Origin of the sequence: Campylobacter sp. CFSAN093241 (genome assembly GCF_012889595.1) — a bacterium.
GTDB classification, from domain to species: domain Bacteria; phylum Campylobacterota; class Campylobacteria; order Campylobacterales; family Campylobacteraceae; genus Campylobacter_D; species Campylobacter_D jejuni.
The window spans coordinates 989842-1015879 of sequence record NZ_CP040612.1 but is presented as its reverse complement, the minus strand read 5'-3'; the positions used below and the strand labels follow the sequence as shown (position 1 = coordinate 1015879).

The 26038-nt window shown below is 31.0% G+C and carries 21 protein-coding genes and 2 pseudogenes; 21 read left to right on the top strand and 2 right to left on the bottom strand.

Annotation, left to right across the window (positions count from 1 at the left end):
* Positions 1 to 34: 34 nt before the first annotated feature.
* Together FBE96_RS05205 and FBE96_RS05200 are read right to left on the bottom strand one after the other, a co-directional pair.
* Positions 35 to 459, bottom strand: a pseudogene (locus tag FBE96_RS05205) (GNAT family N-acetyltransferase).
* A gap of 11 nt (positions 460 to 470) precedes the next feature.
* Positions 471 to 1559 carry a CinA family protein gene (locus FBE96_RS05200; protein ID WP_002905970.1) on the bottom strand — a complete coding sequence of 363 codons (1089 nt, stop codon included), beginning with the start codon at positions 1557 to 1559 and terminating at the stop codon, positions 471 to 473.
* A 98-nt stretch (positions 1560 to 1657) separates the two neighbouring features.
* On the opposite strand from FBE96_RS05200, the gene ileS reads away from it, so the two are divergent.
* The 21 genes and pseudogenes from ileS (at position 1658) to FBE96_RS05095 (ending at position 26038) form a co-directional block, all read left to right on the top strand.
* Positions 1658 to 4411, top strand: coding sequence for an isoleucine--tRNA ligase (gene ileS, locus FBE96_RS05195; protein ID WP_002905973.1), 2754 nt, complete (start codon positions 1658 to 1660; stop codon positions 4409 to 4411).
* Positions 4405 to 4515 (top strand): membrane protein, encoded by a 111-nt coding sequence (locus FBE96_RS05190; protein WP_002869114.1) that lies wholly within the window; start codon positions 4405 to 4407, stop codon positions 4513 to 4515. Before ileS ends, FBE96_RS05190 begins: the two co-directional genes overlap by 7 nt.
* A complete protein-coding gene (gene gatA / locus FBE96_RS05185; RefSeq protein WP_002855710.1) occupies positions 4512 to 5873 on the top strand; it encodes an Asp-tRNA(Asn)/Glu-tRNA(Gln) amidotransferase subunit GatA in 1362 nt (453 codons plus the stop codon). Before FBE96_RS05190 ends, gatA begins: the two co-directional genes overlap by 4 nt.
* 9 nt (positions 5874 to 5882) lie before the next feature.
* Positions 5883 to 7340 (top strand): IMP dehydrogenase, encoded by a 1458-nt coding sequence (gene guaB / locus FBE96_RS05180; protein WP_002871783.1) that lies wholly within the window; start codon positions 5883 to 5885, stop codon positions 7338 to 7340.
* The gene (gene xseB / locus FBE96_RS05175) at positions 7337 to 7510 is read left to right on the top strand and encodes an exodeoxyribonuclease VII small subunit (protein ID WP_002853034.1); all 174 of its coding nucleotides are present in this window, start codon (positions 7337 to 7339) and stop codon (positions 7508 to 7510) included. Before guaB ends, xseB begins: the two co-directional genes overlap by 4 nt.
* Positions 7503 to 8279: a carbon-nitrogen hydrolase family protein gene (locus tag FBE96_RS05170; RefSeq protein WP_002871782.1), complete on the top strand. Its 777-nt coding sequence runs from the start codon at positions 7503 to 7505 to the stop codon at positions 8277 to 8279. Before xseB ends, FBE96_RS05170 begins: the two co-directional genes overlap by 8 nt.
* Before the next feature lie 11 nt (positions 8280 to 8290).
* Complete coding sequence (locus FBE96_RS05165; protein WP_002871781.1) at positions 8291 to 10264, top strand: LTA synthase family protein; 1974 nt, start codon at positions 8291 to 8293, stop codon at positions 10262 to 10264.
* Between the two features lie 63 nt (positions 10265 to 10327).
* On the top strand, positions 10328 to 11626 hold the full coding sequence (gene murC, locus FBE96_RS05160; RefSeq protein WP_072223327.1) for a UDP-N-acetylmuramate--L-alanine ligase: 1299 nt from the start codon (positions 10328 to 10330) through the stop codon (positions 11624 to 11626).
* Positions 11619 to 11969 (top strand): hypothetical protein, encoded by a 351-nt coding sequence (locus tag FBE96_RS05155; protein ID WP_002858449.1) that lies wholly within the window; start codon positions 11619 to 11621, stop codon positions 11967 to 11969. The genes murC and FBE96_RS05155 overlap by 8 nt, the downstream gene beginning before the upstream one ends.
* A complete protein-coding gene (locus FBE96_RS05150) occupies positions 11959 to 14169 on the top strand; it encodes an endonuclease MutS2 (protein ID WP_002858188.1) in 2211 nt (736 codons plus the stop codon). The genes FBE96_RS05155 and FBE96_RS05150 overlap by 11 nt, the downstream gene beginning before the upstream one ends.
* 8 nt (positions 14170 to 14177) lie before the next feature.
* Positions 14178 to 18277: pseudogene (locus FBE96_RS05145) on the top strand (N-6 DNA methylase).
* A gap of 42 nt (positions 18278 to 18319) precedes the next feature.
* On the top strand, positions 18320 to 19021 hold the full coding sequence (locus FBE96_RS05140) for an NAD-dependent deacetylase (RefSeq protein WP_002864286.1): 702 nt from the start codon (positions 18320 to 18322) through the stop codon (positions 19019 to 19021).
* Positions 19014 to 19613: a LysE family translocator gene (locus FBE96_RS05135; protein ID WP_002779102.1), complete on the top strand. Its 600-nt coding sequence runs from the start codon at positions 19014 to 19016 to the stop codon at positions 19611 to 19613. The genes FBE96_RS05140 and FBE96_RS05135 overlap by 8 nt, the downstream gene beginning before the upstream one ends.
* Before the next feature lie 3 nt (positions 19614 to 19616).
* A complete protein-coding gene (gene dapE, locus FBE96_RS05130; RefSeq protein ID WP_002871776.1) occupies positions 19617 to 20714 on the top strand; it encodes a succinyl-diaminopimelate desuccinylase in 1098 nt (365 codons plus the stop codon).
* Positions 20715 to 20723: 9 nt separating this feature from the next.
* Positions 20724 to 20915 (top strand): sulfur carrier protein ThiS, encoded by a 192-nt coding sequence (gene thiS, locus FBE96_RS05125; RefSeq protein WP_002853007.1) that lies wholly within the window; start codon positions 20724 to 20726, stop codon positions 20913 to 20915.
* Positions 20912 to 21715, top strand: a complete 804-nt coding sequence (thiF, locus tag FBE96_RS05120; protein ID WP_014516791.1) for a thiamine biosynthesis protein ThiF — start codon at positions 20912 to 20914, stop codon at positions 21713 to 21715. The genes thiS and thiF overlap by 4 nt, the downstream gene beginning before the upstream one ends.
* 2 nt (positions 21716 to 21717) lie before the next feature.
* A complete protein-coding gene (locus FBE96_RS05115) occupies positions 21718 to 22494 on the top strand; it encodes a thiazole synthase (RefSeq protein ID WP_002869461.1) in 777 nt (258 codons plus the stop codon).
* Between the two features lie 2 nt (positions 22495 to 22496).
* Positions 22497 to 23642: a 2-iminoacetate synthase ThiH gene (gene thiH / locus FBE96_RS05110; RefSeq protein WP_002852974.1), complete on the top strand. Its 1146-nt coding sequence runs from the start codon at positions 22497 to 22499 to the stop codon at positions 23640 to 23642.
* Positions 23632 to 24237, top strand: coding sequence for a thiamine phosphate synthase (locus FBE96_RS05105; RefSeq protein ID WP_002905983.1), 606 nt, complete (start codon positions 23632 to 23634; stop codon positions 24235 to 24237). Before thiH ends, FBE96_RS05105 begins: the two co-directional genes overlap by 11 nt.
* The gene (locus FBE96_RS05100) at positions 24234 to 25124 is read left to right on the top strand and encodes an AraC family transcriptional regulator (protein WP_002852985.1); all 891 of its coding nucleotides are present in this window, start codon (positions 24234 to 24236) and stop codon (positions 25122 to 25124) included. The genes FBE96_RS05105 and FBE96_RS05100 overlap by 4 nt, the downstream gene beginning before the upstream one ends.
* 62 nt (positions 25125 to 25186) lie before the next feature.
* On the top strand, positions 25187 to 26038 hold the full coding sequence (locus tag FBE96_RS05095; RefSeq protein WP_002852987.1) for an ATP-binding protein: 852 nt from the start codon (positions 25187 to 25189) through the stop codon (positions 26036 to 26038).

Here is a 26038-nt window from a genome sequence, read left to right as displayed (position 1 = left end):
TTAATTATAAAATGCAAAGCTTAATCAAAAAATATTATAGTTTGATATTTTTCTTAAAAACAAAATCAGATTTTTCAAAACCCATTTTTTGGATATAAAATTCATGATCTTGTGTTCTAAAAAAGCTTGAGCTTAGTTCTAATTTTTCATTTCCTTGATCTTTTGTCCAAATTTGGATTTTTTCAAAAAAGCTTGACCTATGCCCTTTCCTCTTAAAGTTTCATCTACGACAAAATCACAAATATAAAGACAATGATTATGATAAAGTACATTAAAGGGCATGACTCCACAAGCTGCTTTGTAGCTTCCCTCATTTTCATAGGCAAAAAGTTTATAATGTTGAGTTTGTGTAGCAAGTTGGATTTTGTCTAAAAAATCTTTCAAAGATAGGTTATTTCTTAATTGTTTTATCAAGGGATAAATTTTTTCCAAGTCTTCTTTTAGCTTAATTTCTTTCATTTTTAAATCCCTTAAATTTCAAAAATTTCAGGTTTTAATTTTAAAAGTAAGCAAAAAGTTGCCAAAACAGCTTGTTCTTGCATAAATTCACGATCTCCATCTAAATAAAGCGTTTCTTGGATAAAAGTTCCATCTCTAAACATTGCACCTATATAAATAGTGCCTGAATTTATTTTTCCCTCATCTTTTTCGCCAACTACTCCGCTAATAGCTAAGGCAAAATCAGGATTAGCTGTTTTAAAAATACCTTTTAGCATAAAATAAACACAACGTTCACTGTATTCGCCATTATTTTCTAAGACGCTTTCGCTAATTCCAAGCCATTCGTGTTTGATGCGGTTGGAATAACTTACAATAGAACCTTCAAAAATTTCACTTACACCTGAAATTTTGGTTAAGGTGCTTGCACAAAGTCCGCCTGTGCAACTTTCAGCAAAAGAAATTTTTAATTTTTTTTCTAAAAGTTTAGAGCTTATAAAATGTATAGGATCTTTACCTAAAAACACCTTTTGTCCAAAAAGATTTTTTACGCTATTTAAAAAACCATCAAGTTTTCCAAAATTAGCGCAAGTGGCCTTAATAAGCACAAGATTATCTAAAAGCTTGGTTGATTTTATACTTATCTCATAAGATTTTGTTAGGGTTTGCAGTAGCAATATAGCGCTTTCATCATCCATACCAAAAATGCAAAAATATGCAAAATTTAATTTTATATGCCCAAGAAGATTGGGTAATTTTTCGCTTGGATTTATTTTAACGACATTGATTTTTGAATTTGAAAAATTACACACAAAGCTATTTTTACTAAATTCTGCTTTATCTGGAACCAAGGTATCATCTTTTAAGATAAGATTATCATCATTTAAAGTTGCTAAAATTTTAGCAACAGTCGCATAATGCAAAGAGCTTGTAAATAAAGTGATAAAATCATACTGATTTAAGAGGTTTTCAAGCAAAAATGGTAAATCTTTATCGGTTTTATTTTGTATGCGAATTTCGTTAATTTCTTTAAATTTTTCTTCATAAGTTCTATAAATATAATTTTTGAATTTTTCGTTTATAGTAAGCTCATCTCCTATAAGATAAAGCAAATGTTTCATAAATTTTCCTTTTTTTCTTATAATTATAGCCAAAAACAAAGTAGAAATTAAAGCTAATTTGAGTAGAATTTAAGATTATTAAAAATTAGGTGGAAAAAATGGACTACAAAGAAACTCTACTTTTGCCCAGCACTACTTTTGCTATGCGGGCGAATTTAGCGGAACTTGAACCGCAAAGATTTAAAAAATGGTTTGAGCAAAATTATGCTTATGAAAAAATGAAAGAAAATCGCAAAAATGCGAAAAAAAGTTTTACTTTACACGATGGCCCCCCTTATGCTAACGGACATATCCATATAGGACATGCTTTAAATAAAATTTTAAAAGAAACTATTATCAAAACACATTATTTTAAAGGTGAGAGTGTGCGTTTTACTCCAGGGTGGGATTGTCATGGTTTACCTATAGAACAACAAGTAGAAGTGAAGCTTGGAGAAAAGAAAAAAAGCTTAAGTAAAAAAGAAATTCGTGAGTTTTGCAGACAACATGCGAGTGAATTTGTAGATATTCAAAGAGAAGAATTTAAAAATTTAGGCATTATTGCGGATTGGGATAAGCCTTATTTGACTATGAAATTTGAGTTTGAAGCAGCGATTTATAGAACTTTATGTGAGATTGCTAAGAAAGGCTTACTTTGTGAGCGTTCTAAACCTGTTTTTTGGAGTTGGGCGGCAAAGTCAGCTTTAGCAGAAGCTGAGGTAGAATATCAAGATAAAGAAGATTATTCTATCTTTGTGGCTTTTGATTTGGATGTAAAAGCTTGTGAAAAATTAGGCGTTTCAAAAGCAAGCGCAGTGATATGGACAACTACGCCTTGGACTTTAGTGGCTAATCAAGCTATAGCTTTAAATCCTAATGAAAATTATGTGATCACTAAAGAGGGTTTGGTTTTTGCAAGTGCTTTACTTAACAGCATGGTAGAAAAAGGACTTACAAGTGGAGAAATTCAAAAAGAACTAAACGCAAAAGAATTTGAAAAACTTGAAGCTATCAATCCTTTAAATGGAAGAAAATCTGTTTTAATCATGGGTGAGTATGTATTGATGGATGGTGGAAGTGGACTTGTGCATACTGCACCAGGACATGGCGAAGATGATTACTATGCTTGTTTGAAATACGGTATTGAAGTTTTAATGCCTGTTGATGATAGTGGATGTTATGATGAAACTTTAAGAGCTAAAGGGCTTTTGCCTTCTCATTTGCTTGAAGAGTTTATAGGTCTTCATATTTTTAAGGCCAATGAAAAAATTTTAGAACTTTTAGGCGAAAAACTTTTACATTCTTCTAAATTTATACACTCTTATCCATTTTGTTGGAGAACGCATAAGCCTGTGATTTATAGAGCTACTAAACAATGGTTTATTTTAATGGATGAACCAAAACTTCAAGGAAAAACCTTAAGAGAGTGTGCAAAAGAACAACTTTTAAAAACAACCTTTTATCCGCAAAGTGGGGTAAAAAGAATAGGTTCTATGGTGGAAAATCGCCCAGATTGGTGTATTTCAAGACAAAGAGACTGGGGAACGCCTATAGCCTTTTTTAGAGATAAAAACACTAAAGAAGTGATTTTTGATGATGAGCTTTTTGACTTTGTAGCAGCTATTTTTGAAAAACACGGTGCTGATGCGTGGTGGGAGTTTGAAATCAAAGATTTAATTCCTACAAATTCAAAATACAACGCTGAAAATTTAGAAAAAGTATATGATATTTTAGATGTTTGGTTTGATAGTGGAAGTACTTTTAATGCGGTTTTAGATAGCGGACTTTATGACGCAGGAGAAAAAAGAGCAAGTATGTATTTAGAAGGAAGCGATCAGCATCGCGGTTGGTTTCAAAGTTCTTTGCTTGTAGGTACAGCGATCAATGAAAATGCACCTTATGAAAGCATTTTAACTCATGGTTTTACCACTGATGAAAAAGGGCAAAAAATGTCTAAATCTAAAGGCAATGTGATTGCTCCTGAATACGTAGCAAAAACCTATGGAGTTGAAATTTTAAGACTTTGGATACTTTTAAGTGATTATTCAAGTGATTTAAAAATTTCAGACAATATCTTAAAACAAGTGGGTGAACAATATCGCAAAATAAGAAACACTATAAGATTTTTACTTGCCAATACAAATGACTTAAAAGATTTAGAAGTTAAAGAATTTAGCTTTATTGATAAATGGATATTAAGCCGTGCAACTAAAGTTTTTAAAGCAAGCAAAGAGGCATTTTTTGCTTATGAATTTGCTAAAGGTTTTAGTTTGCTTTTAAATTTCTTAAGTGCGGATTTAAGTGGGATTTATCTTGATATCAGCAAAGATAGACTTTATTGTGATAGCGAAAATGCTCAAAGAAGAAAATCCGCTCAAGTGGCTATGGCTTTGATAGCAAAAGAGCTTTTAAATTTACTTGCTCCAAATTTAAGCTATAGTGTAGATGAGGCTTTAGAACATGCTAATGTTTTAATCAAAGGCGATGCAAAAGATGTATTTGATCTAAGTTTAACTCAGGATTTTGATTATGATTTTGGTATAGATGATACATTTTTAATGAGTGCTAGAGAGAAATTTTTTGAACAGATTGATATACTTAAAAAAGATAAAATCATTAAATCTACTTTGGAATTAAATTTAAACATCAGTTTTAATAAATTCCCAAATGAGGAATTAGCCGATTGGTTTATGGTAAGTCAAATCAGCAATGAAAATGAAGAAATTTTGGCTGAATTTGAAGTAGAGAATGAGAAATTTAAAATCACCAAAGCTTCACTTTGTAAATGCCCAAGATGTTGGAAACTTCAAAGTAAAGATGAAGAAACACCTTGTTTAAGATGTGAAGAAGTTTTAAAAGGGATTCAATGCTAGAAAATCCTATTCCAAATAGCATTATCATCACAACTATAGCGGTGGTTTTGGCTTTTAGTGCTTTAGCAGTATTTTTGATCAAAAAAACAAAGGAAAATAAATGATAACTTTAAAAGAAGCTTTAAAATACTCCAAAGAAGAACTTGAAAATTTAAAAAAAGAACTCAATGAAAAAGCAAAAAAAGAAAAAAAAATAGGTGCTTATATCGAACAATTTTTAGATAAAGACTTAAGTGTTTCAGGTGAAGGTGTGCCTGTAGCTATAAAAGATAATATCAGCGTAAAGGGCTGGGAGCTTACTAGTGCGAGTAAGATTTTACAAGGTTATATCGCTCCTTATGATGCAAGTGTGATTGTTAATTTAAAAGCTAATGGTTTTTCTCCTTTTGGGCGTTGCAATATGGATGAATTTGCTATGGGAAGTTCAACAGCGAGTTCTTATTATGGCAAAACTTTAAATCCTTTAAATTTTGAGCGTGTGCCAGGTGGTTCAAGTGGTGGAAGTGCTGCTGCGGTAGCGGGTGGCTTGGCTTTGGCAAGTTTGGGTTCTGATACAGGAGGATCTGTACGTCAGCCTGCAGCTTTTTGTGGTTGCGTAGGATTTAAACCGAGCTATGGAAGAGTGAGTCGCTATGGCTTAGCTTCTTATTCTTCAAGTTTGGATCAAATTGGGGTTTTAACGCAAAATGTAGAAGATGCGGCAATTTTATATGATGCGATCGCAGGATATGATAAAATGGATAGCACGAGTGCAAATATCGAGTTTATCAAAACCGCTCCAAATTTAAATGCAAATAAAAAATTAAAAATTGCAGTGATTGAAAATTATGTCAATGATGCAGATAGTGAAGTAAAAAACGCACTTTTAAAAACCATAGATATGTTAAAAGCTAATGGACATGAGATTGTATATAAAAATTTGCTTGATTCTAAGTTTGATATCGCAGCGTATTATATCATCGCAACAGCTGAAGCAAGTGCAAATTTAAGTCGTTATGATGGGGTGCGTTATGGCAAGCGTTCTGAAAATATCCAAAATTTAAAAGAAATGTATGTAAATACACGCAGCGAAGGTTTTGGAGAAGAAGTAAAAAGAAGAATTTTGTTAGGAACTTTTGTTTTAAGCAGTGGATATTATGATGCGTATTATATTAAAGCACAAAAAGCTAGAGCTTTTATTAAGGCAAAATATGAAGAAATTTTGCAAGATTGTGATCTTATTTTTATGCCTGTAACGCCTACAACGGCTTTTAAATTTGATACTCAAAAAAGCCCTATGCAAACTTATTTAGAAGATGTTTATACTATCTCTGTAAATTTAGCAGGACTTGGAGGCATTAGTGTGCCTGTTGCAAAAGATAAAGAAGGGCTTAATATATCAGCACAACTGATTTGCAAAGCTTATGATGAACAAACCTTGTTAGATGGGGCTTTAAGTTTAGAACAAATGATTAAACATTAAGGATGAAAGATGAAAATTGTAAAAAGAGCTTTAACTTTTGAAGATGTATTATTGCGTCCTGGGTATTCTGAAGTTTTACCTAAGGAAGTAAAAATTCACACTAAATTAACAAAAAATATCACTTTAAATATGCCTTTAATCTCTGCGGCTATGGATACAGTTACTGAACACAGGGCTGCTATTATGATGGCAAGACTTGGAGGGCTTGGAGTGATTCATAAAAACATGGATATAGCCTCACAGGTTAGAGAAGTAAAAAGAGTGAAAAAAAGCGAAAGCGGGGTGATTATCGATCCTATTTTTGTAAGTCCTAAGGCAAGTGTTGCGGAAGCTTTAGAAATTATGGCAGAGTATAGAATTTCAGGTGTTCCTGTAGTAGATGAAGATAAGAAACTAATAGGCATACTTACCAATCGTGATTTAAGATTTGAGAGTGATTTTTCAAATTTGGTTGAAAATGTTATGACTAAAATGCCTTTAATCACTGCTCCAAAGGGTTGTACTTTAGATGATGCGGAAAAAATTTTCAGCACCAACAAAGTAGAAAAACTTCCTATAGTTGATGAACAAGGACGCTTGGAAGGACTTATCACTATAAAAGATCTTAAAAAACGCAAAGAATATCCTAATGCCAATAAAGATAATTTTGGAAGATTACGCGTGGGTGCGGCTATAGGAGTAGGGCAAATGGATCGTGTGGATGCTTTAGTTGAAGCTGGCGTTGATGTTGTTGTGCTTGATTCTGCGCATGGACATTCTAAGGGTATTATTGATACGATAAAAGCGATTAAAACTAAATATCCAAATTTAGATCTTATCGCAGGAAATATCGCCACTGCAGCTGCAGCAAAAGCACTTTGCGAAGCAGGGGTAGATGCGGTTAAAGTAGGTATTGGGCCAGGAAGTATTTGTACTACGCGTATTGTTTCAGGTGTGGGTGTGCCTCAAATTTCGGCCATTGATGAGTGCGTGGAAGAAGCAAATAAATTTGGCGTTCCTGTGATAGCTGATGGCGGGATTAAATATTCAGGTGATATCGCAAAAGCTTTAGCTGTAGGTGCGAGTTCTGTTATGATAGGATCGCTTTTAGCTGGAACGGATGAGAGTCCAGGAGAGCTTTTTACTTATCAAGGAAGACAATATAAGTCTTATCGTGGTATGGGCTCACTTGGGGCTATGCAAAAGGGAAGTTCGGATAGATATTTTCAGCAAGGTACTGCTCAAGATAAACTCGTTCCTGAAGGTATAGAAGGGCGTGTTCCTTATGTGGGAAGTATAAGAAGCGTGGTGCATCAACTTTTAGGAGGTTTGCGTTCTTCTATGGGTTATGTTGGGGCTAAAGATATAGAAGATTTTCAAAAAAGAGCCGAATTTGTTGAAATTACCACTGCAGGGCTTAAAGAAAGTCACGTGCATGATGTTACTATCACTCATGAAGCACCAAACTACAAGGTTAATCATCAATGAGTTTTGAAGAAAATTTAAAACACGCTAATGAATCTTTGGAAAAATTAAATAATCAAGAGCTTGCCTTAGATGAAAGTGTAAAAATTTATAAAGAAGGTTTAGAGAGTATCAAAAAAGCAAGACTTGAGCTTGAAAAAGCAAAATTAGAAGTGGAGCAAATCGATGAGTAAAATAGCAGCTTTACAGTTTCCAACTTTAGCTTTAAGTGAATCAAGGCTTGATTATTATCTTAAAGCTTCAAAAGACAATGGAGCAAATTTAGTAGTTTTGGGAGAATATGTGATCAACAGTTTTTTTACAGAACTTTTGCATATGCCAAAAAATATGATAAAAGAACAAAGCGAAGCTAAAAAAGAAAGCTTGATTAAACTTGCTAAAAAATACGAATTAGAAATCATCGCTCCTTATGTTAGTGTTGAAGCTAAAAGTTATAAAAAACTTTGCTTAAAAGTTACTCCAAATGGTGTTAAAAGTTATGAACAGCAAATTTTAATGCCTTATGAACATTGGAATGAAGAAAAATTTTTCAGCAACAAAACTCCATCAGAATTAAAAATTTTTACTTTTAATTATGAAAAAATAAAATGTGCTTTGCTTTTTGGTTTTGAGACACATTTTGATATTTTTTGGCAACAGATTATGGCGAAAAAAATTGATTTGGTTATCGTTCCTAGTGCTTGTACCTTTGAAAGTAAACAAAGATGGGAAGAACTTTTAAAAACAAGAGCGTTTTTAAATTCTACAAGCATTTTAAGAGTCAATCGCATAGGTAAAACAAAAGATGAATGGAATTTTTACGGTGATACTTTGTTTATCAATGCTTTTGGTGAGATAGAAAGTAAATTAGGTTCTGAAGAAGAAATGCTTATCATAGAGCCTAAAAAAAGTGATGAAGCAAGAAAACTTTGGGGTTTTGATAAAATTCTTAAGAATTTTTAAAGAAGGTGAATGTGAGAAAAATTTTACTTCAAATTCTTATTTTTAGTGTATTATTTATAGTAGCTTTTACCATTAATCGTATTTTAATGCAAAATTCTTTTATCCCTGCTGGTTTAATTAGTGATAAAAATGAAATCTTTTTAATGTATCTTTTAGGTGTTTTTCATGATATAAGATTTTTAAGCGCAGCGTTTTTACCATTCTTGCTTTGTGGTTTTTTAAGTTTAATTTTTTCTAATATAAAAATAAATAATAAGTTAGTAATATATAGTAAAAATTTTTATTTCATTTTTTCAAGCGTTTATATAATTGTTCTTTCTTGTCTTTGTATAGGATTTTCTTATGCAAAATACTATTATTACGAAATTTACAAGACTAAATTTGATATTTTTATGTTTACTCTAAAAGATGATAATACAAAAACTATTTTAAGTATTATTTATCATGATTATCCAATTTTAAAAATTTTAGCTTTAATGTTGATTTTTGGAGTTTTTGTAGTTTTTTTAAATTTGAAAATATTAAATTTAAAGCTAAAACCTGTTAATTTAAGATTATTTCCCTTGATAGCTTTAAATTTAATATTAATTATTGTTTATGTTATAGCCTTAAGGGGCCCCTTTAAGCATGTGGCTATAAATGTACAAAATTATTCTTTTAGTGAGTATAGTGTTGTAAATGATACAATGTTAAATCCAATTATGGCATTTTCTTGGGCTTTAAAACAATATAAAGAAGAAGCGGCTTTGAAGGTTATCACACCTTTGAAAGCACAAGAACTTAAAGAAAAACTTTTTGATTATTTGCATCAAAGTCCTATAAATCTAAAAGCTGAAAAGAATCATCCTAGTGTATTTGTTAACTTAATGGAAAGTTTTGGGCTTAATTTGGCTGATTTTGCAAATACAGAACATAATTTTTTGGGTTCGTTAGATAAACATTTTAAGCAAGATTTTTTATTCAAACGTTTTTTGAGTTCTAGTAATGGAACTATACCAAGTTTTGCAAACTTATTTTTTGTAAGTCCATTGTCTAATATTTCTACAAGCAAATTTCAGAAAACTTATTTGGATTTAACACCTATTGCTATTTATAAGAAAGCAGGATATAAGGTGATTTTTGTAAGTGCAGGTAATGGATCTTGGCAAAATATTAAAAATTATCTCAGTATTTTGGGGGTAGATGAGATTATAGATGAAAATATTTTAATGAAAGAGTATAATGGAGCAAAAGATAGTGAAAATGGTTATGGGGTAGCTGATGAGTTTTTATATAAAAAAGTTTATGACTTACTTCAAAAAAATCCACACAACACCCTTATAATTGCTCTTACTATTTCTAATCATCCACCTTATAAATTTCCGCAAAATGATTTGCCAAAATTAGAAAACATTCCACAAACTTTGCTTAATATGCTTCCTTATGATAAAAACAAACAAGATAATATTATCAAAGCTTATACTTATGCAAATAATGAATTTGGAAAATTTCTAGATAAAGTAAAACAAAGTCCATTTAAGAATAGTGTCATTATAGCAGCAACTGGAGATCATAGAGTACGCGAAATGAGTATAGATTTAAATTCCCAAAAAGCTTTTGCTTATAGTGTACCTTTTTATCTTTATATTCCTAAGGATTTACAAGATGATATTTATTATGATAAAGATCGTGTAGGATCTCATAAAGATATTTTTCCAACTCTTTATGCTTTAAGTTTAAATAATGTTAAGTATTTAAGCGTAGGCGGAAGAAATATGTTAGCAAGACCAAGTGATGAGAAATTAGAATTTGGGATCAACGATGCTGTATGGATTGATAAAAAAGGTATTTATAGTGGCGGTAAAGGGTATTATTTTGAAAGTAATGATACTTTAAAAGATATGAATAAAGCTTTTAACCTTGATGTTTATACTAAAGACTTTGATAAATTTTATAGAGAGTTAAATTTATATCAATTAGCCGAGCGTTTAGGCATTTCAAAATAGGATTTATATTTTCTTTTTAGTAAAAAAGTGCTAAAATTTAGCCTTTAAAGTATAAAGGTTTAAATGATGCAAAATATCCATTTTATCGGCATAGGCGGTATAGGAATTTCCGCTTTAGCAAGATTTTTAAAAGAAAAAGGTTTTAAAATTAGCGGAAGTGATCTTAAAGAGAGTAAAATCACTAAAGAACTTGAAAAAGAAGGGGTTAAGGTCAGTATCCCTCATCATAAAGACAATATTTTAAACAAAGATTTAGTTATTTATTCTGCTGCTATCAAAGAAGAAAATCCTGAATTTAAACACGCTAAAGAATTAGGCATTAAATGTCTTTCACGCAAGGAGGCCTTGCCTCTTATTTTAGAAGATAAGCGTGTTTTTGCAGTTGCAGGAGCGCATGGAAAAAGCACAACTTCAAGTATTTTGGCTTCTTTGCTTGATGATGCTTCTGTGATCATCGGAGCGATTTTAAAAGAATTTGGTTCAAATATGATTTATAAAGAAAGCCAAAATCTTGTTTTTGAAGCTGATGAGAGCGATAGTTCTTTTTTAAATTCAAATCCTTATTTGGCTATAGTTACCAATGCGGAAGCAGAGCATTTAGATCATTATGGTAATGAAGTTTCAAAACTCCATCATGCTTATACGCAGTTTTTAGACACGGCTAAAATTCGCGTGATTAATGCTGAAGATGAGTTTTTGAAAAATTATAAAAATGAGTCAATCAAGCTTTATCCGAGCAAAGATATCAAAAACTGCACCATGTGTATAGAAAATTTCAAACCTTTTACAAGCTTTGAGTTAAAAGATTTAGGTGAGTTTAAAGTTTTTGGTATGGGATATCATTTAGCTCTTGATGCGTCTTTGGCGATTTTGGCGGCTTTAAATTTCTTAGATATAGAAACGATAAGAACTAGGCTTAAAAATTATCAAGGTATTAAAAAGCGTTTTGATATTTTACATGCTGATGAAAATTTGGTTTTAATCGATGATTATGGTCATCATCCTACCGAAATAAAAGCGACTTTAAGCGCAGCACAAGAATACGCAAAATTAGGTAGATATAAAAAAATTACAGCCATTTTTGAACCTCACCGCTACACGCGTTTGGCTACAAATTTAAAGGAATTTGCAAAGGCTTTTGAAGGTGTTGATGAGCTTGTAATTTTACCTGTTTATGCTGCAGGAGAAAAGCCTATAGAACTTGATTTAAAAGCGGTTTTTCTTAAGGCTTTATTTGTAGAAGATATCAAAAGAGAGGGTAAATTTTTGGTGGCTTCTAAGGGGCAAGTTTTTGATGAAGGTTTGATTATAGGTTTTGGCGCAGGAGATATCAGCAACAAATTAAGGCAAAAAAATGAGTAGGTTTTTTTTATATTTTTTAATTATTTTAATTTTAGCCTTAATCACTTTTGCTTTGCGTGAAAAATTAGGCAAAAAAACTAAACCTTTTTTTGGTATTTTACTTGTGATTTTTATTGTTTTAGTAGTATTTTTTGAATTTGAAAATACACAAAAAAGTCATTTAAGAACAGATATTATCGTAGCTTTTAATCAAAATAAAAATATTTTATGTAAAGATATAAATATCTCTAAAGCTTATTTTAATTACGAATTTGGGACAGGAAGTTTTATTTCAAAGGATAATAATCAAAGTTTTAATTCTTTAATCATAGATATTAAAGATTGTAGGTTAAATGATGAATGATACAAAAGAAGAATTGATCTCAAAGCTTGATTTAAACAGCTATTTAGAAGAGTTTAAAGCTCTTTTTGCAAGAGATAAGGAGATTTTTTTGCAAGGAGATTCTAATCTTCATTTTAAACGCATACATGAGCTTTGCGAGGTGGAATTTCCTACTATGCCAGAGCTTAGCAATCTTGATAAAGCCTTAGTTCATTTAAGCAAGCAAGGAATTTTACATTTAGATGAAATTTTTGAATTTGTAAAAATTTTTCGTTATTTTGAAAAGCTAAAAAAATTAAAACTAGGAACAAATTTAGACTCTTGGTTGCAAAAGATAGAATTTGTTAGCGGGGCTTTGGAGCTTTGTTTGAATTTCGATGAAAAAGGGGAATTAAAAGAAAGCTTAGATGAAAGACTTGTAAATCTTAATGCCGCTCTAAGATTAAAAAATGAAAGCATAATAGCTGAGTTTAAGAAATTTTGCTATACAAAAGCTTTGATGCCTTATCTTATCGATACACAAATCCATCTTATAAACAATCTTGAAGCCTTGCTTGTAAGAGGCGGGTTTAATCACGCTATTAAAGCAAAAATCATAGGCAGAAGTAATGGCGGTGGCTTTTATATCGTGCCTTTAAGTGTTGAGAATTTGCAAAATGATATAGAAAAAATCAAAAATCAAAAAGAAGAAATTTATTATGAATACGCTAAAAATTTCTCAGCTTTTTTAGCAAAAAATCTACCTTTTTTAAAATTTATCAATACAGCCTTTGATCTTTTTGACCATTATAGTGCTAGGGTTTTGCTTGCTAAAAAAAGGGATTTTGAATTTGTTTTGTGTGATCAAAGTAAGGATTTAGTGCTTAAAAATTTCGCTCATCCTGCCTTAAAAAATCCAAAAAGCGTGAGTTTGGAATTTAAAAAACAAGTTTTAATCATCACAGGGGTAAATGCAGGCGGAAAATCCATGCTTTTAAAATCCATGCTAAGCGCAGCATTTTTAGCTAAACATCTTTTGCCTATGTATATAAAAGCAAATGAAAGTAAAATCGGTACTTTTAAAGAATTTGATGCCATCATAGAAGATCCGCAAAATGTTAAAAACGACATTTCAACTTTTGCAGGAAGAATGTTGCACTTTTCCAGGCTTTTTTCTAAGAAAAATTTGCTTTTAGGTATCGATGAAATAGAGCTTGGAACAGATTTTGAAGAAGCGGCTTGTTTGTATAGTGTGTTAATTTCAAAACTCATAGCTAATAATCTTAAAATCATCATTACTACACACCACAAACGCCTTGCCATGCTTTTAGCAAAAAATGAGCAAGTTGAACTCATTGCTGCTTTATATGATGAAGAGCTTTCACGCCCAAAATATGAGTTTTTAAAAGGTACTATAGGAAAATCTTATGCCTTTGAAACCGCTTTGCGTTATCAGATTCCGCCGAATTTAGTTAGCGAGGCTAAAAAGCTTTATGGCGAGGATAAAGAAAATTTAGAAGAGCTTGTGGGTAAAAATATCAATCTTGAATTAGAACTAAAAGCTAAGCTTGAAAATGTTGAGAAAAAAGAGCAAAAAGTCGATGAAATTTTACTTTCTTTAAAAGAGCAAAAAGAAAAAAATGAACAAGAATTTCGTACGAGTTTGAGAAATTTAGAATTTAAATTGCACAAAGCCATAGAAGAAGCTAAAAAAACCATACAGCTTAAAGACACAAAAGATAAGCAAAGAAGTCTTAATAAAGCCAATGAACTTAAAAAAGAAATCATCTTGCCAAGTATGGAGCAAAACGAAGAATTGCGTGTGGGGGATTTTGTAAAATATGAAAAAATTAAGGGTAAAATCATAAGCATTTCTAAAAACGATGCTATGGTTGAAAGTGATGGGATCAAACTTCGTGTGCCTTTAAAACTGCTTAAAAAAAGCACTCCTACACCTAAAATAAGTCCAAAAACAAGCATTAGTGTGGCAAAACCGACTAATCTTAGCGTTAGCTTGGATTTGCATGGGCTTAGGAGTGATGAAGCTATTTCAAGGCTTGATAAATTTATTTCAGATGCTTTGCTTGCAGGCTTTGATGAAGTTTTAGTTTACCATGGTATAGGAACAGGAAAGCTTGCCTTTGCTGTAAGAGAGTTTTTGAAAACTCATAAAAGTGTCAAGGGCTTTAATGACGCACCGATCAATCAAGGTGGCTTTGGTGCTAAGGTGGTGAGATTATAAGGAAATAAATGATTACAAAAGATAATTTAAAACAAGTTCTAGAAAACTTAGGCTTTAAAAATAAAAATGAAAATTATGTAAAAACAATCAATAATTACACACTTTTAATAGATTATAAAAACCAAAGTATTAATTACCCAAAAGAAATAAAAATTCACGATAAAACTACTTCTAATTTTTCACACCCTGAAAGTTTTGTAGTTTTTGAATGTGTGCATAGACTTTTAGAAAAAGGTTATAAGGCTGAACATTTAGAGTTAGAGCCAAAATGGAATCTTGGCAGGGATAAAAAAGGTGGTAAGGCTGATATTTTAGTAAAGGATAATGAAAACAATCCTTATTTGATTATAGAATGTAAAACCACAGATTCTAAAAATAGTGAGTTTATAAAAGAATGGAATAGAATGCAAGAAGATGGCGGGCAGCTTTTTTCTTATTTTCAGCAAGAAAAAGGTGTAAAATATCTTTGTCTTTATACAAGTGATTTTAGCGATAAGTTAGAATATAAAAATTACATCATACAAGCTTACGATAACGAAGAATATCTAAAAGAAAAGGAATTACAAAATTCTTATAAAAAATCTAATAACAATATAGAACTTTTTAAAACTTGGAAAGAAAGTTATGAACTGTGCAATATTTTAAACAAGGTATTTTTGAAGAAAATGTCAATGCTTATAAAATTTTAGAAATTACTCCAACTTTTGATAATCTTAAGGAACTTAAAGAAGAAAGTAAATATCACGAATTTGCAAAAATTTTACGCAAGCATAATATATCAGGCAAGGAAAATGCCTTTGATAAACTTGTAAATATTTTTCTTTGCAAAATTTATGATGAAACTTTTAATAAGAACAATCTCAAATTTGGATATTTTGGTGTAATGGCAGATACTTATGCAAATATGCAAGATAGATTAATGTGGCTTTATAAAGAAGCTATGAAAGAATTCTTAGGAGAGAAAATTACCTTTGTATCTAATGAAGATATAGAAAAAGACTTTAAGCAATTAAAGATAAAAACTTTAAAAGAAGTAATGCAAAATTACATCAAAGAATTAAAATTTTATTCAAATAATGATTTTGCATTTTTAGAAGTGCATAATAAAGAATTATTCTTAAAAAATGCACTTGTATTAAAAGAAATAGTAGAGCTTTTTGCAAATTACAAGCTTACCCAAAACTCTACAAATCAATTTTTAGGCAATCTTTTTGAACTTTTTTTGCAAAAAGGTATGAAGCAAGATGAAGGGCAGTTTTTTACCCCTATTCAAATTTGTGAATTTATTATGTATTCTTTACCGCTTCAAGAAATGTTAAGCAAAAACTCTAAAGCTTTAAGGGTGATTGATTATGCTTGTGGTGCTGGACATTTTTTAAACACCTATGCCAATGAGCTTAAGCGTTATCTAACAGAAGATGAGCTTAAAGAGCATTATAAAAATATTTATGGTATTGAAAAAGAGTATCGCTTAAGTAAGGTTTCTAAGGTATCAAGTGCAATGTATGGACAAAATGAAATCAATATTTTATACGCTGATGCACTTGCTTCTTTTGAATTAGCAAATACAAATAATTTAGAAGGAGAAAAAGCAAAACCACAAATAGAATCAAATAGTTTTGATTTGCTTATAGCAAATCCGCCTTATTCTGTAAAAGGATTTTTAGAAACTTTAAGTGATAAATCTAAAAATACCTATAAACTTTTTAACGATGATATAAACATAGAAACAAATAATTCTATTGAATGCTTTTTTTGTGAGCGAGCAAATCAAATTTTAAATGATAATGCTAAAGCTGCCATTATCTTACCAAGTTCTATTTTAAATAAAGATTCTATTTATAAAAATACAAGAGAAATATTATTTCAAAATTTTGATTTTATTGCCATTGTAGAGCTAGGTAATCAAACATTTGGAGCAACAGGGACAAATACGATTATTTTATTTTTACGCAAAAAAGAAACTTTTAAACAAGAAAATCATCTTATTTCTCAAGATTATAGTTTGATTAAAGAACGCATAGAAGCTGAAAATTTAAAAGACAATGAAAACTTTTATCAAAATTATCTAAGTGCGTATTGTGATTTTAGAAAATTTGATAAAGAGCTTTATAGTAATTTTTTAAATGGAAACTTAGATTCTAATCTTGCAGAGTTAGAAGCCTTTAAAGATTATCGCAATGCATTTAGGCAAACAAGTGATTATAAAAAACTTAAAGAATCTAAATTTTATAAAGAAAGTAAAGATAAGCAAGATTTAGAAGATAAAGCCTTTTTAGCTTATGCTCAGGCAATAGAAAAGGATAAATTGCTTTATTTTAGTCTAAGTCTTAATCAAGAAGTTTTAATCATAAAATCCCCAAGTGATATAAAAGAACAAAAGAAATTTTTAGGTTATGAGTGGAGTAATAGAAAAGGTGATGAAGGTTTAAAAGAATTGCACGAGCCTTATTTGAGCCCACTTTTTGAAAGAGGCAATCCACAAAATGAGACTAAGCTTAATACTTTAATCTACAAATCTTTTTTAAATACGCCGCTTGATGTTATCCCGCAAGAATTGCAGATTTATGCTACAAAAGCAAGGCTTGTTGATATGATGGATTTTGAAAAAGTGGAATTTAATAAAGCTATAAGTTTAAATCCTAGCAATTCAACGCAAAGTGAGATGTCTAATCCTTTTATAAATTCTAAATTTGAGTTAGTAAGACTTAAAGATTTTGTATTAGATATTCAAACCGCAAAGCGTCCTAGTGGTGGTGTCGGCAAATATGAAAACGGTGCACTGAGTCTTGGTGGAGAACATATAGACAATAAAAGTGGGTATATCAAATTAGATAATCCTAAGTATGTACCAATAGAATTTTATGAAAGTTTTGCGTTGCAAGATAAAGGAATTGTAAAACAATTTGATATTTTAATATGTAAAGATGGTGCATTAACTGGAAAAATTGCAATGGTGCGTAATGAATTTATTAGGAAATCTGCAATGATTAATGAGCATATTTTTTTATTGCGTTGTGATAATATAGCAAAACAAAAATATTTATTTTATATATTACATTCTTATAGTGGACAACAAGCTTTAAAATCTAAAATTACAGGTTCGGCTCAAGGCGGAATCAATAAAACAAATTTAGAATCTATTTTAATACCAAATGCAGACTTTGAGATTCAAAAGCAAATCGTGGCAGAATGTGAAAAGGTAGAAGAGCAGTATAACACAATAAGAATGAGTATAGAAGAGTATCAAAATTTAATCAAGGCAATACTTCAAAAATGCGGTATTATAGATGATGGGGGGGGGTATGAGCTAAATTCTATTTTAGAAAATTTGCAAAAATTAGAATTTAAGCTTGATTTTAATCTTTTGCTTTCGCTAATTGAAGAACAAATCAGTCATTCTGAAGTATTAGTTGAAGAAACTCAAAGCAAGGAAAGAAAGCAAGATTTTAATGCTTTTAAAAACTTTTCTAAAACTATACAAGAGCTTTTACAAACTCTCTCAACTCCACCAAAAGATGGCTGGAAGAGAATTTCTTTAAAGAATGAACAATATATGGAACTTAATCCTAGCAAAAAAGAAATATCAAAACTTGATGAAAATATGCTTGTCTCATTTATAGAAATGGCTAGCGTTTCAGATAAGGGTTATATTCAAAGTAAGATAGATAGGTCATTAAACGAAGTAAGAAAAGGCTACACATATTTTATAGAAAATGATATTTTGATTGCAAAAATTACTCCTTGCATGGAAAATGGTAAATGTGCTATCGCAAAAAATCTAACAAATAACATAGGTTTTGGTAGCACAGAATTTCATATTTTTAGAGCAAAAACAGGGCTTGATAGTAGTTTCTTATTCTATAATCTAAATCAACAAAATATAAGAGAAAAAGCAGCTCTTGCTATGACTGGAGCAAGTGGACACAAAAGAGTTCCTATAAGTTTTTATGAAAATCTTACAATCCCACTCCCACCGTTAGAAATTCAAGAAAAAATTGTTCAAAACATTGAATTAGTAGAACAACAAATTGATTTTCTTAATCTTAAATTAGAATTTTTAGAAAAAGAAAAAGAAAAAATCTTGCAAAAATATTTATTTTCTTAAAGCATTTTTCGCTAAACTTTGTAAATTTTATAAGGTTTAGCGATGAAAAACATTATGATATTAAGCGGAGCGGGTTTGTCTGCTCCAAGTGGGCTTAAAACTTTTAGAGATAATGATGGACTTTGGGAAGAATACGATGTGATGGAGGTTTGCTCTGCAACAGGTTTTAGAAAAAATCCTAAAAAAGTACTTGATTTTTACGATGCAAGAAGGGCACAACTTCAAAATGTAAAGCCAAATCACGCCCATGAAAAAATCGCACAGTTAAAAGAAAAATGGGGTAAAAACCTTTTTGTCATCACGCAAAATGTAGATGATTTACTAGAGCGTGCAGGGTGTAAAGATGTAGTACATTTGCATGGCTTTTTGCCCGAACTTCGTTGCCTAAAATGTGAAGGAATTTTTAATATAGGCTATGAAAAATTCACAGATAAACAATGCCCAAAATGCAAAAGTAAGGATTTAAGACACAATATAGTCATGTTTGAAGAGCAAGCTCCTGCTTATGCTACGCTTTATTCTTTACTTCATCAAACTTCATTATTTATTAGCATAGGCACAAGTGGGGCGGTTTTGCCTGTGGGGCAGTATGCTTCAATGTGTGAAAAAAGTATTTTAAATATTTATGAAAAAGATGTGAATTTAGAGCGATATTTTGATAAAATCTATATAGAAGATATTATAAGCGCTATTGATAAAATCGCACTTGATATAGAAAATTTTATGAAAGATGGTAATGTTTGATTCTTTTTTAAGTGGAGTTTTTTTGGGCTTTGGAGTGAGTGTGCCTTTTGGACCTGTAAATATTTTGATTTTAACTTATGCACTAAAAGCTTTTAAAAATTCCATAGCTGTAGGACTTGGAGCATTTAGTATAGATATGCTTTATCTTTTTTTGCTTCAATTTGGGCTTTTAAATTTCTTAGACAATGTCATTTTTATGCGTTTTTTGGCGATTTTTGGTTTTTGTTTTTTAACTTATATGGCGTATTTGATGCTAAGAAAAAAGAAAGAAAGCTTAAATTTAGAGCATAAAGAATTTAAAGAAAGTCTTTTGAAAAGTTATATTAAAGGAGCTTTTTTAAATGGTTCAAATCCTTTTGTGATAGGATTTTGGCTTAGTGCTGCAAGTGTGGTTTTAAGCAGCGATCATGCTTATTTGATGACTTTAGGGCTTGTTGTGGCTATACTTTTTTGGGTAAGTGCTTTAGCCTTTGTGGTGGCAAGATATAGTCATGTTTTTAGTGCAAAAGTTGTTTTTATAATCAATATAATTTCAGCTATAATTATAGAGTATTTTGCTCTTAATTTATTATATAAAACTTTCTTAGGATAAAAAATGAATGCAAAAGAATTTTTAATCGAACTTTTAAAATTTAAATCTGTTACGCCAAATGATGATGGAGCTTTAAATTTCATCGCTATGGAACTGAGTGATTTTGAAGCTTTTTTTATAGAAAAAGAAGGCATTAAAAACCTTTTACTCACTAAAAAATTTAAAGATGAAGGCGAGCATTTAGCTTTTGGTGGGCATGTAGATGTGGTGCCTGCAGGCGAGGGTTGGAGTAATAATGCTTTTGTGCCTATGGAAAAAGAAGGCTTTATCTATGCAAGGGGTGCTCAAGATATGAAAAGCGGAGTAGCAGCCTTTGTAGATGCGGTAAAGAATGCGGATTTTAAAGGAGCTAGACTTAGTCTTATTTTAACAAGTGATGAAGAAGGCGAAGCTATATATGGAACTAAGGCTGTTTTAGAATGGATGCAAGAAAGAGATATGCTACCTGATTATGCTGTGGTTGCAGAGCCAACCTGTGTTAAAAAAATCGGCGATAGTATTAAAATAGGGCGTCGTGGTTCTATCAATGGAAAACTTTTAATCCGTGGAAAACAAGGGCATGTTGCTTATCCTGAAAAATGTATCAATCCTGTGCATGATTTTGCACCAGTGTTAAAGCTTTTAGCGGGTTTTGATCTTGATCCTGGAAGTGCTGAATTTAGTCCTTCAAAAATCGTTATAACTGATATTCGTGGAGGTATGGGGGTGTGTAATGTTACTCCAAATGATTTAAAACTTATGTTTAATGTTCGCAATTCCCCTGATACAAGCTTAGAAGATGTAAAAAGTTATGTAGAAAAAATTTGTCATGGTTTAAACTATGAGTTAGAGCTAAAACAATCAAGCGAAGCTTTTTTGACAAATATCGACAATAAAATCGTTCAAAAAATGAATGAAAGTGTTCAAAAAATCACTCATGAAGTGCCAGAGCTTAATACCAAAGGCGGTACAAGTGATGCAAGGTATTTTGCAAAATATGGTGTAAAGGTAGTAGAATTTGGGGTTTGTAATGATAGAATTCACGCTATTGATGAAAGGGTAAGTATAGAAGAATTTGAAAAACTTTGTCTTGTTTTTAAAGACTTGATAGAAAATTTTTAAAGGTTTAGAATGATTATCAATGGACAAAAGCTTGAGTTAAAAGAGCTTAAATTTATGGATTTTATCAAAGAAAAAGGCTTGAAAATAGAACTTATCGCCTTGGAATTAAATGGAGAGATTATACCTAAGAGTGAATTTGAAAATTTGATTTTAAAAGAAAACGATAAAGCTGAAATCGTAAGTTTTGTAGGAGGTGGATGATGAGAGTAAAATTCAATGGCAAAGAACTTGATACAGACTTTAAAACAAGTTTGGAATTTTTTGAAAATATCAGCAAAAATGAAAATGATGTATGGATTATCAATGGTTTTGCAACAAAAGAGAATATCGCTTTAAATGAAAATGATGAGCTTTTTTGTATAGAAAAAAATACTTTACCTCCAAAAGACGCACTAGATGCTATGATGAGAGCAAGACATACACCAAAGCTTCACGATAAACTTAAAAATGGGCGCGTGGCGGTGTGTGGTTTAGGCGGACTTGGATCACATATAGCGATAAATTTGGCAAGAAGTGGAGTGGGGTATTTAAAGTTGATTGATTTTGATGTGATTGAGCCTAGTAATTTAAATCGTCAGGCTTATCGTGTAAGTGATTTGGGTAAATTTAAAACCGAAGCTTTAAAAGAGCAAATTAGCGAAATTAATCCTTATATCAGCGTTGAAATTTGTACCTTAAAAATCGATGAGGATAATTTAAAATCTTTGTTTAAAGATATAGATATAGTTTGTGAAGCCTTTGATAGTGCTATCGCAAAAGCGATGATAGCGCAAAATTTTCATAGATTTTACAAAGATAGTGTTTTAATCTGTGCTTCAGGGCTTGCGGGCTATGGTGATAGCAACAGCATACAAACAAGAAAAATTGCTAAAAATTTCTATGTGTGTGGGGATTTGGTAAATGGTGCTAAGCTAGGAAATGGACTTATGGCGCCAAGGGTAAATATTTGCGCAGGACATCAAAGTAACCTTGTTTTAGAGCTTTTAGCAAATAAGGAGTAAAAATGCAAGAAAATTTAAAAAACGATAAATTAAAAATAGGCAAATACGAGTTTGATTCAAGATTTATTTTAGGTTCTGGAAAATATTCGCTAGAGCTTATAAAATCAGCTATAGAAGAAGCTAAAGCACAGATTATCACTCTAGCTTTACGCCGTGCAAATACAGGGGAAATCGCTAATATACTTGATTATATCCCTAAAAATATCACACTTTTACCCAACACTTCAGGCGCAAGAAACGCCGAAGAAGCCTTACGCATTGCAAGGCTTTCAAAAGAGCTTGGTTGTGGAGAACTTATCAAGATAGAAGTGATAAGTGATAGTAGGTATTTGCTGCCTGATAATTATGAAACGATTAAAGCTTGCGAGCTTTTAGCTAAAGAGGGTTTTACACCTCTACCTTACATGCATGCTGATCTTTACGCAGCTAAAGCTATGCGTGATGCAGGAGCTGCGGCTATCATGCCTTTAGCAGCACCTATTGGGAGTAATAAAGGCTTATGTGCTAAGGAATTTATACAAATTTTGCTTAATGAAATTGATTTGCCTATCATTGTAGATGCGGGTATTGGAAGTCCTTCACAAGCTTGTGAAGCTATGCAAATGGGAGTAAGTGCGGTGATGGTAAATACAGCCATAGCTGAAGCTAAAGATATAGCCTTGATGGCTAAAGCTTTTTCTTTGGCAGTAAATGCGGGAAGAGCGGCTTTTTTAGCAGGTTTGGCAAGTGTGAGTAAAGCTAAAGCAAGTTCTCCATTAACAGGCTTTTTAAGGGATTGATTATGCAAGATTATATGCAGTATTTACCTCACATGCAGGAAATAAAAAGCGAAATTTTAAATAAGGTTTTAAGTCAAGTTCAAAGCTATGATGAGAGTCAATTTAGCGCTAAAGATGTTAAAAATGCTTTAAATCAAACACATTTAAGCATAGAGCATTTAAAAGCCTTGCTTTCAAGTGCAGCAGAAGATTTCATAGAAGAATTAGCCTTTAAATCCGCTAAAGTCAAGCAAAAATATTTTGGAAATTCTATCTCTCTTTTTACCCCACTTTATTTGTCAAATTATTGTAATTCTAAATGTGTTTATTGTGGTTTTCAAAAAGGTAATAAAATCGCAAGAGCTAAGCTAAATGAAGCTGAAATTCACGAAGAAATGCAAGCCATTGCTAAAAGTGGTTTAGAAGAAATTTTAATGCTAACAGGCGAGGGCAGGGAGTTTGCAAGTGTAGAATATATAGCAAATGCTTGTAAAATAGCTAGAGAGTATTTTAAGGTTGTGGGCGTTGAAATTTATCCTATGAATGAAGATGAATATAAAATTTTGCATGAAAAGGGTTGTGATTATGTGACTGTTTTTCAAGAAACTTACAATCCTCTAAAATATTCTAAAATTCATTTAGCTGGTGAAAAACGCATTTTTCCTTATCGCTTTAATGCTCAAGAAAGAGCTTTAAAAGCGGGTATGCGTGGAGTGGCTTTTGCGGCACTTTTGGGTATAGATGATTTTAGAAAAGACGCTCTTGCTACGGCGCTTCATGCACATTTTTTACAACAAGCTTATTCGCATGCTGAAATTTCTATTTCAGTGCCGCGTTTAAGGCCTATTATCAATAATGCCAAAATCCATCCTAAAGATGTAAGTGAAAAACGCCTTTTGCAAGTACTTTGTGCTTATAGGCTCTTTTTGCCTTTTGCGGGCATTACCATTTCAAGTCGTGAAAGAATAGGTTTTAGAGATGAGGTTATCAAGCTTGGTGCTACTAAAATGAGTGCAGGAGTGAGTGTGGGTATAGGTGAGCATAAGGGTGAGAAAAAGGGTGATGAGCAGTTTGAAATTTCAGATGATAGAAGCGTAGATGAAATTTTAGCTATGCTTAAAAGATCCAATTTACAAGCTGTGATGAGCGATAGTATCTATGTGGGATAAAAAAATCATCGCCATAAGCGATAGAAAATGTGTAGAAATAGACTTTTTAAAGCAGATTGAAAAACTTGCTAAGGCTAAGGTAGATGCTATAGTTTTAAGAGAAAAAGATTTAAGCGAATTTGAGTATTATGACTTAGCAAAAGAAGTTTTAAGCATTTGCGCAAAGCAAAAAGTGACTTGTTTTTTGCATTTTTTTGATAGGGAGTGTTTAAAATTGGAACATCGTTATTTTCACGCACCGCTTTCTTTGCTAAGAAAAGAACCTAAATTAACAAAATATTTTCATATACTTGGTACTTCAGTCCATGGCAAAGAAGAGCTTTTAGAGGCGATGAGCTATAAGGTAAATTATGCTTTTGTAGGGCATATTTTTGAAAGTTCTTGCAAGATGGGTTTAGAACCTAAAGGGATTGATTTTTTAAAATCCTTGCTTGAATTTAGTCAAATTCCACTTTATGCTATAGGCGGTATCAATGCTCAAAATATAGAAAATTTTAAAGATATAAATGTAGTAGGTGTTTGCATGCGTGAAATTTTAATGAAAGAAAAAGATCTTAAAAAGTATCTTTTAGAATGTAGGCAAAATTTACGATGAATAAAATTCTTTCTTTACCAGAAGATTTAAAGCAATTAAAAGGTGTCAATTATAAAAAAATTAAATCTTGCACTTTTGCTAAATATACACAAACGGATACTTCGCATTCTACTTTTGTTAATGTAGGAAGTCATCTTTTAACTTTTGTTCGCAAAGGATATAAAATTTTACACACTGCATCAAAAGATTATAAGATTAACTCTTATGAAACTTTGTTTTTAAAAGCTGGGAGCTATACTTTAAGCAATGTAGGACTTAGTAAAGGAGTTTATGAAGCTTATTTATTTTTTTTTGACAATGCATTTTTAATTGAGCTTATTTATAAGTATAAAGATTTTTTTAAACTAGATCAAAAGTTTCAAAACTATGAAATTTTTTGGGTAAAAAATGATAAGATTTTGCAAGGAATTTTGGAAAGTTTTTCACCGCATTTTGAAGAAAATACGCAAATTTTAGATCCTATAGTGAGTTTGAAATTTGAAGAGATTTTTTTACATTTGCTTTTAAATAAGAATATTTATTTTATTAGTTTTTTATCAGGAATTTTAAAAGAATTTCGCCTTGATCTTTCCCAGCTTTTTGAGTATTGTGGTAGAGAATTTTTAAGCGTAAATGAAATGTCTAATTTTGCGAAATTAGATTTAGCAACTTTTTCTAAAGAATTTAAGAAATGTTTTGGACAAAGTCCTAAAAAATGGTTAGATGAAAAAAGGTTGCAAAAAGCAAAGATTTTACTTAAATTTTCTAAAAAAAATATCAATGAAATAGCTAATGAGTGCGCTTTTTCTTCGGTAGCTTGGTTTATTGAAAGATTTAAAGAGAAATATGAGCAAACTCCTAAGCAATATCAAAAAACAAAAAACTTGTATTTTTTATCAAAAAACTAGCACATTTTTTTTATCTAAATAAATATAATTCAATGAAAATATTTTTAAATAAAGGAGAAAATATGAAAAAATATGTTTTAAGTTTAGCGCTTCTTGGAAGTTTGCTTGGTGCAAGTGAATTAAAATATCAAGAATTTGATGGTTTTAAAAGCCCTGAAAGTATTTTTGTAGATAAAAACTATGTTTATGTATCTAATGTAGGAGAAAAACTTGAACCTTTGGCGAAAGATAATGATGGATTTATTTCTAAGCTTGATAAAAATGGCAAAGTGCTAGAATATAAATTTTTAACCCATCTTAATGCACCAAAAGGCATGATGGAGATTGGAAAAACTCTTTATGTGGTAGATATCGATGTTTTACGCGGTTTTGATCTTAAAACTAAAAAAGAAATTTTTAATTTACCTATTAAAGGTGCAATCTTTTTAAATGACATAGAAAAATTAGACGACAATACGCTTTTGGTTAGCGATACTGGCACAGGGCTTATTTTAAAGGTTGATTTAAAAACTAAGCAATATGATGAATTATTAAAACTTGATTTAGCAAAATTTGGCGGTCCAAATGGGTTATATCTAGATAGAAAAAAACATAAGCTTTTTATAACTGGTTATCATCCTGATGGTGTAAGTGGCGGTGTTGTAATGGCTTATGATTTAAATACAAAAGAACTCAGTATAATTAAAAATGAAAAAGAATCTTATGATGGAATAGTTCCTTATAAAGATGGTTTATTGGTAAGTTCTTGGGGAAATAATCTAAATGGATATATTTATAATTTAGATAATGTTAAATCTGTAAAACTTGAACTTCCTTTGATGAAAGGTCCTGCAGATATATTTATTGAAGGTAATATTTTATGGATTCCTAAGATGGCAGAAGGTAAAATATTCAAAGTAGAACTTAACAAATAA